The sequence below is a fragment of the Rivularia sp. PCC 7116 genome, assembly GCF_000316665.1.
In the GTDB taxonomy this organism is placed as follows: Bacteria; Cyanobacteriota; Cyanobacteriia; order Cyanobacteriales; family Nostocaceae; genus Rivularia.
In genome coordinates this window covers 8,559,376-8,571,391 of record NC_019678.1, presented here as the reverse complement: position 1 = coordinate 8,571,391, position 12,016 = coordinate 8,559,376, and the positions used below count along the sequence as shown (strand labels likewise).

Here is a 12,016-nt window from a genome sequence, read left to right as displayed (position 1 = left end):
TTATCTCCTCAATTAGCTAATAATTCAATGATGACAAATCGGAAGCTCAATTTACATTATTTAGGTTTAACTTTTTCTATTTCGCTGGCGATTTTTCTGCGTTTTTGGAATTTAGAACTAAAACCTTTATGGATGGATGAAGTAATCACTGCCATCTTTAGTTTAGGTAAAAATTATAGTTTTATTCCTTTGGATGTAGTATTTCCTTTGGAAAGTTTACAAAATATTTTTAGCTATCAATCTGGAGTCAGTTGTTCGACTATTGCTCAAAATATCGCTAGGGAATCCACTCACCCGCCGCTATTTTTTTGCGGCATGTATAAGGTTTTAGGATGGATGACTCCCTTAACTGAAAACTTCGTAAATAAGTTGCGATCGCCTGCTGTATGGTTTGGTGTTGCTTTGGTTGCAGCGATTTATTTTCTCAACCGATTGGCTTTTTCTCGCAAAGCTGGATTAATGGGTGCTGCTTTTGTTGCTGTCTCTCCTTTTGCAGTTTATTTATCCCAAGAAGCACGACACTATACTTTACCGATGCTGACGATAAGTCTATGTTTGTTGGCGCTTATACAAATTCAGCAAGATATTTTTCAACGCCAGCAAATTCGAGTTTGGCTTTGGCTGACTTGGATAATTATTAATATTATCAGTATTTATATTCATTATTTCAGCATCTTTAACTTTTTGGCTCAAATTGCGACTTTGTTACTGCTCATATGTTTATTTTTCTTGCCGCGAAATACAGAATCGCCAGAAAAATCCCAGCTTTTGAAAGGTTTTTACAGCAATAAAATATTTTTACGAAAATTATTTACAGCATTGATTTTGTCTTCTACTGCCGTTTTAATCGGCTTGATTCCTTGGTTTGGGGTAATGCAAAACCATTTAAACCGCTCCGAAACCAGTTGGTTACCTACACCTGAGCATATTGAGCCGCTTTATCAAACTTTGATGAGTTGGGTTGTCATGATAATTATGCTACCCGTAGAAGGACAGCCTTTAGCGATCGCAATCATTTCAGGTTTGCTAATGCTATTATTTGCGGGTTGGTTGGGATGGAAAGTATTTAAAGGGATTAAATTATTATTACAAGAACCCAAAACTTATTTAGCTACTCTAACTTTATTAATTTTCACAACTTTAGTATTGTTAGAAATATTTGCGATTTCTTACATACTCGGTAAAGATATCACAGTCGCACCCCGCTACAATTTTATCTATTACCCCAGTTTCAGCGCTTTGATTGCAGCCAGTTTAGTTACCAATAACAACTTTCTTTCTCAAGATTTTTCCAAGCAACATACTCCCTCGGCAGATATCTTCAAAGTTACGGGAAAAAATCGCCAATTAATAATTGTTTTATTGGTTGGTTTTATCGGCTGTATTGTTGTTGTCAATAATTTAGGTTTCCAAAAACCATATCTACCCCAGCAAGTCGCACAAAATATTTATCAAGAGCCTACTGTTCCTGTAATGGCTGTAATGGCATACCGAAATTATCAAGATGTTGCCTTAGGCTTAAGTTTTGCTTTGGCTTTAGAAACAGAAGTTAAGAATTTTAATATAAACAAAAATCCAGAAAATTCAACCTTATCTAACTTTGCTTTTTTCAACCAAACTTCTGGTTTTCAAGCTGTTTTTGAAAAGCTAGCTGAATTACCAAATCAAAATATTGCTCAACTAAATTTGTGGATAATTGCCCCCGGAAGACTAAAACGCGATTATCCCAAGCAAATTACCGCTTATCAATCATTATCTTGCAATGTTGATAAAAATCAACATTATCGAATCGGCATTCCCTATCAACTTTATCGCTGTCAAAAGTAAAACGAAGCAAGAGAGAAGAAGGCTGGATGTTTAATTACAAAAAACAATTGTCTTCCTTAATACAACATCTTTACAGAAAACTGAATTGCAATCTTTCGCTAAAAATGTAAAGTTTTGTAAAGATATAAGCGGTTTTTTGGATTACGCCTGAAAATCTCACAATGTGGAAAATTCAAACTCATTGCAGGAGCAACCGTGCGAGAGCAAAGTCCGATATATCAATCGTTTTTCAGTTATATATTAGCATTACGCATATGGCATATTCTGAGAGTTTAAACGAGCATCTTAATCAATTAGCGACAGAAGTTTCTGGGCATCCTCGCGGTAGTTTGAAGCGGCAGCAGTTGTTAAACAAACTGATTTTTCAGATGCAGAAGTCGGGAAAAATTTGGTTGGGTGGTGATATTATCCCCGAATATTATGAAGATGCGTTGCAGAAAACTTGGTTTTGGTTTTGTAAAAATATTCACAAATACGATCCATCTCAAGCGAATGTAATTACCTGGTTCAACGCTTATCTAAAATTTAGAATTTTGGATATTCATCGAGAAATAGCTGAAGAAAATAATAGCAGGGTACATAAGTCAGAAGATAACGAATTAAACTTTAAAGATCCGGTAGATAATATACCTGCTGCTGACAAACCGCAACCCATTTTAGAAGAAACTTTAGAATGGATTGAAACCCAGGGTAGTGAATTACGCCGTCTGCACGTGCGCTCATCCCCGCATATTAACTGTCAGGAATTGTTTAAACATAAATTACCACCGAATGAAAAAACTTGGCGGGAATTAGCCGAAAAGTTTGGTAAGAGAGAAAGCACTCTCAATCATTTCTACAACCACAAATGTCTTCCTTGTCTGTTAGCTTTCGGCAGAGCGCAAGGATATATAGACACTTAGCAAAAATATTATTGATTAACTACGGTATTTACTCATGAATATCTCGACACAGCAGCTAACTATTTCCATTCCTATTACAGAATCAAATAGAAAAAAAGCAAAGCAATTTGCTGGAGAACAATCCGATTCGGAAAAATCTTTGCAAGTTTACCATAATACTTTAGCTGTATTGGCAACTAACAACTATTTACAAATGTTGGATGTATCGACTTCATTACAACAAAGTCATAGTTGGAATGCTGTTGCGAGAGTAAGTACCAATATTGCTGACTTAAACTTGCCGGGAAAAGGACATTTAGAATGTCGTCCGATATTAGATTCTGAAGATACTTGTTATTTTCCTAAAGATATTTGGAATAATCGCATTGGTTATGTTGTGGTACAGCTCGATCAATCTTATAAGCGGGCAACCTTATTGGGGTTTGTACCACAAGTCAGCAGCACAAAACTCGATATTAAACAATTGCAATCCTTAGATGATTTATTTGTAGCGCTGCATTCTAACGATCATCTGGTTCAGCTAAGTCAATGGTTAGAAAATATTGTTGATGAAGGCTGGAAAAGTATTGAAGCAATCATCGGTAGACAAGCAATCAATCCTATGTTTGTGTTTGCGGATATTTCTTCTAATAATGATAATTATCAAAAAATTGAAGATGCAGTGGAGCAGTTGTACGTTACTCAAAATGAGATAAATAAAGTTGATTTAGATTCCGAAAAAGCTTTAATTCACCTAGTAAAAAATACCTCTAACGAAGAAATTCGCTGGAAAGCCGCCGAGCTACTTTGGGAAATCAATCCAGAAAACCCCAATGGTGCTATTAGAAAAGCTGTGGATTTGGGAATGCATTTCGGTGAGAATGCTATTGCTTTAATGGTAGCAATTTTACCCAAGCCAGATGGAAGCATGGCAATTCTAGTTAGAGTTTATCCCGGTTATGACACAAATTATCTTCCTCAAGCATTGCAGTTAAGTGGATTAGACGCAACAGGAAACTCGTTTTTTACAGTTACTTCTAGAAACAAAGATAATTACATTCAGTTTAAATTTACTGCCGAGTTAGGTGATAAATTTAACATTAAACTAGCTTTGGATAATGCTAGTATTACAGAAAGTTTTGTGATTTAGTTATTTACATATTTGTACTTAACGATTTTTATTCTCCAAAATAAATGTCATGTGAGACACTAATCTTAATTAATATTTTATTTTCCTAGAGACGCGATAGTTCGCGTCTCTATATTTGTTAGAAAGTAATGCAGTTTTCTGTAATTTGTATCAGAAATAGAAACATTTGCCTTAATTATCTATTCAATCCGTATAATTACTATTATAAAATGAGACTAAGGCTTTAAAAAACCATTACTTATAAACCGTCATGAACAAGTTGGTTGTACTGAATATTGACGAAGGTAGTTTTGAGCAAGGTTTTCCTGTAAGACTCGGAATAGGCGAAGACGGACGCATACATTTTAGAAATCGAGTTACTCTTCCTCCCGCACCGGAAATCCCTCGCTTGTACCAAGAATGGCAAGATAAATACCGAGATTTGGGTGAAAATATTAGACAAATCGATGTTCCTTCCGCTCAAGTGACTCGTGTTTCGATAATCGAAGATGAAAATCAAGCTAGGAATATATTTGAGAACTATTTAAATGAGTGGTTATCTCAACTTTCCTGGAGAGAATTAAGAGTCAGTATAGAAGAAAAAACGCAGCCAGATGAATTTATTAGAGTAATTATTGATACTCATAATATTTATCTAAAAAAGCTTCCTTGGCACTTATGGCAATTATTTGATAACCGTCCTCATGCTGAATTTGCCTTAAGTGCCGATTATGCACCCCCTACAGAACCTTTAAAGCGTCCCGTTAAAATTTTGGCTATTTTCGGGGACAGTGAAGGATTAGATTTGACTTCAGATAGAGAATTAATTGCCACATTAAGCCGTCGGGGAGCCAAAGTTACTTGGTTGGAACAGCCCCAACGAAGTGAATTAAGTGAAAGTTTGTGGAAACAACATTGGGATATTTTATTTTTTGCGGGACATAGTTCTTCTGGAGAAGAATGTAAAACCGGGCAAATTCAAATAAACAACAGCGAGAGCATTTCGCTCAATAGGTTAAGAAATACTTTAAGAACTGCCGTTAGAAATGGTTTAAAATTAGCAATTTTTAATTCTTGCGATGGCTTGGGTTTAGCCGATGAATTGCGGGGTATAGGAGTTCCGCAAATGATTGTTATGCGCGAGCCGGTACCTGATGAGGTAGCAAGACAATTTTTAAAATACTTTTTAGAAGATTTTTCTCAAGGGCATTCTTTATATGTAGCCGTAAGAAATGCCCGTCAGCGTCTCGAATGGATGGAAGATAATTTCCCCTGTGCTTCTTGGTTGCCTGTAATTTGTCAAAATCCGGCAGCACGTCCTTTGCTGTGGGCTGAATCTTCGATAAAAAATGTTAAAAAAATCGTTGTAGGTGGAGTTGCAATCGCGCTTATTTTTGCTGGTAATTACATTCGTGAAAGTCTTTCGCAAGCTAATAATAATATCTCTTCACAAACAATATCAGCTACTAGTAAAACAAATACAAACTCAGGCATAAAATCTTTAGAAACTCTACAAGACTTAGGTGATAACTTTAGTTGGGGAGAAAAAATATTAATTCGTCTCGATTCTATTCCCACTCCTCATAAAGATTCTGGGGTTGGAGCTTTTGCAAATAAAAATTTTATTGAAGCGGCTAAACATTTCAAGAAGTCTTTAAATGAAAAACCTAACGACCCAGAAACATTAATTTATTTAAATAATGCAGTTACAGAGCAGTTATCTAGAATTAATCTTCTTCCCATTCCCAACAGTTTAAAATCAAATTTGAATACTTGTGAGCCGTCAAATAATACCAATAATAATCCTAGTAATAAAATACTAAAAATAGCCGTTCCCGTTCCTATTAGTGCTGAATCTCATATTGCTAGGGATTTATTGCGAGGAGTAGCCCAAGCTCAAAATGAAATTAACTGTAAAGGTGGAATTAATGGCAGATTATTGCAGGTAATGATAGTTGATGATAAAGACAACAAATCTGTCGTTGAGAATGTTGCCCAAAAATTGGTGAAAAACCAAGAGATTTTAGCAGTAGCAGGTCATTATTCTAGCAGTTCAACTCTACAAGCAGGTAAAATATACGACGGTAAAATTGTAGCTGTTTCTCCTACTAGTAACGCTTTAAGAAAATCAGAAATTAATCAAAAAGGATTTGATTTTAGCGAATGGGTATTTCGCGTACCTCCAACAGCTGTTGAAGAGTTAGTTGACTATATGGTTGATGTTAAAGGTTACAGAAAAGCCGCCATAGTTTACGTCAATCGCGAATGGAGTAAGTCTACCTACGATAAATTTAAAAATGATTTAGAATCAAAAGGCGGTGAAGTTGTTTCTAAATGCGAACTTAACGGTAACTTTAGAGCCAGAAAATGTTTATATTCTGCCATCGATAAGAAAGCGGAAGTAATGCTTTTTTTACCTGAAATTAATCAAAATACTATCGATAAGGCTTTAGAACTGTTTTACCTCAATAACAACAATCCGAATAAATTATTTTTGTTAGGTGGTACGACGATATACAGCGATAAAATTCTGAAAAAATCTGCTGAAAATGTTGTTGCTGGTTTTTACTGGCATAGAAACGAAATTAATCCCGGTAAATTTGAAAGAGATGCTTCAACACTTTGGAAAGCCGAAATTAATGGACGTGCTGCTATGTCATACGATGCAACTATGGTAATTGTTGAAGGTTTGAAACGTATGGGCAACAATCCAACTCGCCAAAGATTGAAACAAGTTTTATCCCAACCCGATTTCTTTGCTCCGGGTGCAGCAGGAAAAGTAGAATTTGAAAACGGCGATCGCAAGATTACCCGCGAAAACGAGTCTGAAATCGGGGTTTTAGTTCAAGTAAAATGCGACGCGAAGACACCAGATAATTGTAAATTCGTTAGAGTTCCCCAGCAGTAAAATATCTTTCTATATTTTGAAGGTTTCGATAGTTATTTATTACCAATTACCAATTACCAATTACCCATTACTCTTCCTCAACTGCTTGCAATTCCAAAACCCAAATATTAACCAGAAAGCCAAAATTACAGATGTAAATAACAACATCGGAATTGAACCATATCTAGCAATTAAAGCAGGAGCAGCAGCAGTAAATAACCCTCCTCCTAAAATTGGTTCAAATAATAACTGCTTATAAGCAAAACATTCAAAAGCACCTGTACGGTTATCGGGATCGACCATCCGCAACAATAAGATACCAGTAGCGGTAACTCCCATCGATTGCCCTAAATCGCCCAAACCCCTTTCATTCGGGAAAAAAGGAATTAAGCGCGGCGCTAAAAACACGTATACGCAAACATTCCAAACGATACCGCCAACAGCCAAAATTAATAAAGGAACTAAATTTGCACCCAAAGCCGTAAGAGAAATGCTAGCCAGTGCCGTGACAATAGTCACATCCAAAGCCAAGCCGCCAATCCGCTCCATTAAAGGGCGGCTAACCATATAGCTGCGATTTGTCTTAACTAACAGCAACTGCACCAAAATTCCCCCAATTAAAGCCATTGGAAACAAAGGTACAAAAGCAATTAACTTTAATCCGTCTCCACTTCCCCAGGTAATTGATTCTACAAATCCTAAAACTTGTAAAATTAACCAACCAATTGCAACAGCTAATCCTACAAAACCAAAGTTTAGCGATATCGGGTCAATTAGTAAATCTTTAAATAATCTATCTCTAGCTGCTGTAGTGGTTGGATGTTCTTCCGTATTTACATGAATGCTATTTTGGTCAATTTCCGAACTAATATCATCGTGAGGCTGTAATTGAATTCTTCCGGTGCGTCTTCCCCAATCTATCAACCAGGTACCAATGATAATCCCAGAAACCAGCCCGATAGTTGCTAAAGTTAAAGATAGATCCGCAGCTTCCGGAAAACCCAATTCTTGAAAAGTATCAGCCATCCCCGCCGATGTACCGTGTCCCCCTTCAAAAGCAACTTCAATTAAAGAAGCTGCGATGGGAGGTAATTGAAAAATAGGAGTTAATACTGTAATTCCTAGTATCAAACCTATAACGTATTGTCCCCACCCTAATATTTGACCAAAAGCCGCTTGAGGTGAAGCTTGCTGCCAAATAGTCCGCCAACCGGGAATTATTTGTCCCAGAAATAAAGTAGCAAATACAATATTAATAAAAATTCCAGGAGACTTTGACCATACTGTTAAAATAGCTTCGGGGAAAATCCCGTTTACCAAAGTCGAATCGGCAGCAACGGTATTTTTGATAACAGCACCTAAAGCACTTGGTCCCAATAATAAAGCAACTACACCCGCAACAACCGAACTAGGTATGAACAAAGATTTCAATATACCTACACGCTGTCTGATAAAACGTCCGACAAGAATTAAAATAGCAATTAGAGTATAAGCCCAGAATACATCTATAAGTTGGAACATTATCAGTAAGCTTTGTTAAACGTTTATTCTTATATCGGGAAAACTGAAACAATATTCAAATAATTTCGATATTAAAAATTACTCCTTAATTAATAATGAAAGAATTACTATACAGATTAATTGGTTTCAAAAGCAAGCAAGAACAAAATGTTTTATTGTTTGACTCACCTAATGCGGCTGCTGATATTGCCTTTATGTTAGGTGGCGATCGCGATGACTGTAATGGTGTGGTATTAGAAAAAGTTGATGAAATTGCTATTAATACTGCTGCGAATCTAATACAAGCAAAATGGTGTTACCAAGGTGCAACTCAAGCAATTTTAGAAAGATTTACGACTGATGAGCTTTTAAGGCGTTATTCAATTGGAGATAGGTATTTTTATAACGCTAATTTGAGATGTGCCCAACTTTGTTCGCTGAATTTAACTGATATAAACTTGAGTTACGCTAAATTAAATTTTGCTGATTTGCGTCAAACAAACCTCAGTCAAGCTGATTTAATCTCAGCAGATATGACTCAGGCAAATTTAAGCGATTGTAACTTGAGTCAATCGACATTGTTAAGAGCGAACTTGCAGAATGCAAACTTATCTGGTGCAAATCTTAAAGGGGCAAACTTAAATTATGCTTGTTTGGATAACGTTAACTTGAGCGAAGCAGATTTAAGAGGAGCCAAACTTTCTTATACAGATTTGAAAAGCGCTAACTTAGACGGAGCGATTTTTGATGATGAATATTCCCATCCTTGAAACCAACCGTCTAATTTTGCGCGGATTTTGCGAACAAGATTTAGATGCTTATGCTCAAATGTGCGCTGATGAAGAAGTTATGCGCTACATCGGTAAAGGCAAAGTATTATCTCGTGCCGAATCTTGGCGCAGTATGGCAGCAATAATAGGTCATTGGTACTTCCGTGGATATGGTTTGTGGGCTGTTGAAGAACGGAAAAGCGGTGAAATGATAGGTAGAATTGGCTGCTGGAAACCCGAAGGTTGGATTGGTTTAGAAGTTGGTTGGAGCTTGCGACGAAATTTTTGGGGACGTGGTTTTGCAACCGAAGCGGGAAAAGCTTCGATGGATTTTGCATTTACAAAGTTGCAGCAATCTCATGTAATTAGTTTGATTCGTCCAGATAATGCAGCATCGAGGAAAGTTGCTGAGAAATTAGGAGAAAAGTTAGAAGGAGAAACAAAAGTTTTAGGTAACAAAGCAGTAGTTTATGGAATTAGTCGCGAAGAGTGGGAGAAACTTGGAAGTGAAGGCTTCTGAATTATGAATCAATATTATTTTTAACCTTTAACCTTTAACCTTGAACCTATAGTAATATTATGACTCAAACACCAGATAAAATCCGTTGGACAATAGCTGACTTAGAAGTTTTAGCAGCAGACGAATGGAAACGTTATGAAATTATTGACGGGGAATTATTTGTGAGTCGCGCTCCACACATTCGTCACCAAGGTGTTGGTGGACGTATTTATGCTAATATTTTCAACTGGTCTGAACAAACAAATTTAGGTCAGCCCTTTTTTACTCCCGGAATTATATTTTCTGATGCTGATAATGTGATTCCCGATGTAGTTTGGATTAGCAATGAAAGATTAGAGCAATTAGTTGATGATGAAGGACATTTAACAGGTGCCCCGGAATTAGTTGTTGAAGTTCTTTCTGCCGGAAATGTCAACGAAAGACGCGATAAAGAAGCTAAGTTAAAGCTTTACTCTATTAAAGGAGTGAAAGAATATTGGATTGTAGATTGGCGATTGCGACAAATAGAAGTTTACCGTCGTGAAAATGCTTTGTTAGTGTTAGTTGCAACGCTCATAGAAGATGATGAAATAACTTCGCCAATTTTGCCGGGGTTTAATTGTGATATTCAGAAGTTTTTCAATTAAATACAAATTAATTAAGACAATTTTTTCTTCCCCCTCTTCCCCAAGAGGTGGGAGCATCCCGATGCCGGAACAAACATTTTACCCGACACCCTGCAAGGGTGCGGCTACATAAACGAAGCCCACCTTCGTGTGCTACTAAGATTCTTAGCCCACGAAGGTGGGCTTGGTAGTATTAGCCCCAGGCTTTTAGTCTGCGGGCTTTTTGCATAATTGGGATGCTCCCCAAGAGGTAATCATAAAACCAAGAAGAAAACTTCTCATCTCTGTTTCGCCAGCAACCAGAAGCAATAAATAAGCCTAGAGCAAGAACACGAACAGGAGTATCAGCTAGAAATATCCCAGCAGGAGGAAGATATTCGGCATCATTAATGACAAAGGTTAATAAGTAAAACTGTTTTTCTACCTTCTTTTCTTTCTTCCGAAAGATTACACCAGAACCATTAAGGCTTATGGTTCCTTATATAAAACCCGATAAACAAAGGTGACGAACAATGGGAAACCTTAAGCAACAAAAATGCGATGCCTGTACCGGTGATTCACCTGCTGTTACCGAGGAAGAGATAAGCAAACTTCACCCAGAAATTCCGGAATGGAATATTAAGGAAGAAAATGGTGAAAAGCGTTTAGAACGAGTTTTCAAATTTTCTGATTTCAAGTCAGCTTTGAATTTTACCAATAAAGTTGGCGAAGAAGCGGAAAATCAGGAACATCACCCAGCTTTAGTCACCGAATACGGCAAAGTTACCGTTATGTGGTGGACTCATGCAATTGGAGGGTTACACCGCAACGATTTTATTATGGCAGCCAAAACAGACGAGATTGCTGCAAAATCGAGATAAATGTCGTTAGAAAAACTACGTCAAGAATATTTGCAGTTAACAAACGAGGTGCTTCCGAATCTCGCAAAACAGCGTCAGTTTCCCGTGCGATTTAACCATTGCTTTCAAAGAATTATTCTTGATAATCTGTTTGGATGCTGTTGGTACGATGTTCTCGATAAACGTCAAGGTGCAGCATACCAGCAGCTAAATAAAGCTCAACTTGAAAAAGCAATTTCTCTAGCGAAAGCAATCATTTCTCAATCAGACGAATATATCCGGCAACTTAATACAAATAGCTTGTGCTGGCGAGGCAAACTGAAGAAGGAATCATAGATAAATGACAAAATTAAGCATCAACTAGGTACAATTAACTGGTTACTGGTCACTGATTACTGATTATGTCAAAAGCAACTTGGAATGGTGCAGTCTTAGCCGAAAGCGATAAAACCGTGATGGTGGAAGGAAATCATTACTTCCCCGCAGAATCTATTAATAAAGAGTATTTCAAGGAAAGCGATAAGCATAGTATGTGCCCTTGGAAAGGTACTGCTAACTACTACAATATTGAAGTTAACGGAGAAGTGAATAAAGACGCTGCTTGGTATTATCCTAGTGCCAAAGAAAAAGCAAAACATTTTGAAAATTATGTTGCTTTTTGGCGTGGTGTAAAGGTCGAAAATTGAATCATTAACCAATAATTCCCAATATTATAGAGACGCTAATTATTGTGTCTCTATTTTGTTTTAATTTTTGAGGAATTACGCAACTGACATATTATTCTTGTAGTAGGGTGCTGTGACTCCTTGAGCAATACCCGAAGGTAGTAACAATGTTTTTAGTGTCGCCCACCAACGGGATATTGTGACAATTGCGTAAGTCTTGTTTTTGTTTAACTCACATATTTATGTAAATTTAATTAAATAGGATTTACCAACTAATATACCGAATTTCAGTTGAGTACCATGCATTCCGCCACCTCACCCCCATCCCCTCTGCTTAACAAGGAGAGGGGTACCCGGAGGGCGGGGTGAGGTCATATCTGTATTGCACTGAAG

Annotated in this window: 11 protein-coding genes; 10 read left to right on the top strand and 1 reads right to left on the bottom strand. The window is 37.0% G+C overall.

Annotated elements, in window-relative coordinates:
- Positions 1-30 precede the first annotated feature (30 nt).
- From RIV7116_RS32865 to RIV7116_RS34400, 4 genes are all read left to right on the top strand, one after another.
- On the top strand, positions 31-1,827 hold the full coding sequence (locus RIV7116_RS32865; protein WP_044291319.1) for a glycosyltransferase family 39 protein: 1,797 nt from the start codon (positions 31-33) through the stop codon (positions 1,825-1,827).
- Positions 1,828-2,081: 254 nt separating this feature from the next.
- Positions 2,082-2,729, top strand: a complete 648-nt coding sequence (locus RIV7116_RS32860) for a sigma-70 family RNA polymerase sigma factor (protein ID WP_015122669.1) — start codon at positions 2,082-2,084, stop codon at positions 2,727-2,729.
- Between the two features lie 34 nt (positions 2,730-2,763).
- Positions 2,764-3,858, top strand: coding sequence for a DUF1822 family protein (locus tag RIV7116_RS32855; RefSeq protein WP_015122668.1), 1,095 nt, complete (start codon positions 2,764-2,766; stop codon positions 3,856-3,858).
- Positions 3,859-4,108: 250 nt separating this feature from the next.
- Positions 4,109-6,745, top strand: coding sequence for an ABC transporter substrate-binding protein (locus RIV7116_RS34400; RefSeq protein WP_015122667.1), 2,637 nt, complete (start codon positions 4,109-4,111; stop codon positions 6,743-6,745).
- Positions 6,746-6,805: 60 nt separating this feature from the next.
- Here the strand turns inward: RIV7116_RS34400 and RIV7116_RS32845 are convergent, their stop codons facing one another.
- Complete coding sequence (locus RIV7116_RS32845; protein ID WP_015122666.1) at positions 6,806-8,245, bottom strand: sodium/glutamate symporter; 1,440 nt, start codon at positions 8,243-8,245, stop codon at positions 6,806-6,808.
- Positions 8,246-8,340: 95 nt separating this feature from the next.
- Between RIV7116_RS32845 and RIV7116_RS32840 the strand changes: the two genes are divergently transcribed.
- The 6 genes from RIV7116_RS32840 (at position 8,341) to RIV7116_RS32815 (ending at position 11,644) form a co-directional block, all read left to right on the top strand.
- Positions 8,341-8,994, top strand: a complete 654-nt coding sequence (locus tag RIV7116_RS32840) for a pentapeptide repeat-containing protein (protein WP_015122665.1) — start codon at positions 8,341-8,343, stop codon at positions 8,992-8,994.
- Positions 8,975-9,514 carry a GNAT family N-acetyltransferase gene (locus RIV7116_RS32835; protein ID WP_044291317.1) on the top strand — a complete coding sequence of 180 codons (540 nt, stop codon included), beginning with the start codon at positions 8,975-8,977 and terminating at the stop codon, positions 9,512-9,514. The genes RIV7116_RS32840 and RIV7116_RS32835 overlap by 20 nt, the downstream gene beginning before the upstream one ends.
- Positions 9,515-9,573: 59 nt before the next feature.
- A complete protein-coding gene (locus RIV7116_RS32830) occupies positions 9,574-10,140 on the top strand; it encodes a Uma2 family endonuclease (protein WP_015122663.1) in 567 nt (188 codons plus the stop codon).
- Positions 10,141-10,631: 491 nt separating this feature from the next.
- A complete protein-coding gene (locus RIV7116_RS32825; protein ID WP_015122662.1) occupies positions 10,632-10,979 on the top strand; it encodes a 4a-hydroxytetrahydrobiopterin dehydratase in 348 nt (115 codons plus the stop codon).
- A complete protein-coding gene (locus tag RIV7116_RS32820) occupies positions 10,980-11,294 on the top strand; it encodes a hypothetical protein (RefSeq protein ID WP_015122661.1) in 315 nt (104 codons plus the stop codon). It abuts the gene before it with no gap.
- Between the two features lie 65 nt (positions 11,295-11,359).
- Entirely contained in the window at positions 11,360-11,644 is a 285-nt protein-coding gene (locus RIV7116_RS32815; RefSeq protein ID WP_015122660.1) for a DUF427 domain-containing protein, read from the top strand.
- Positions 11,645-12,016: the final 372 nt, after the last annotated feature.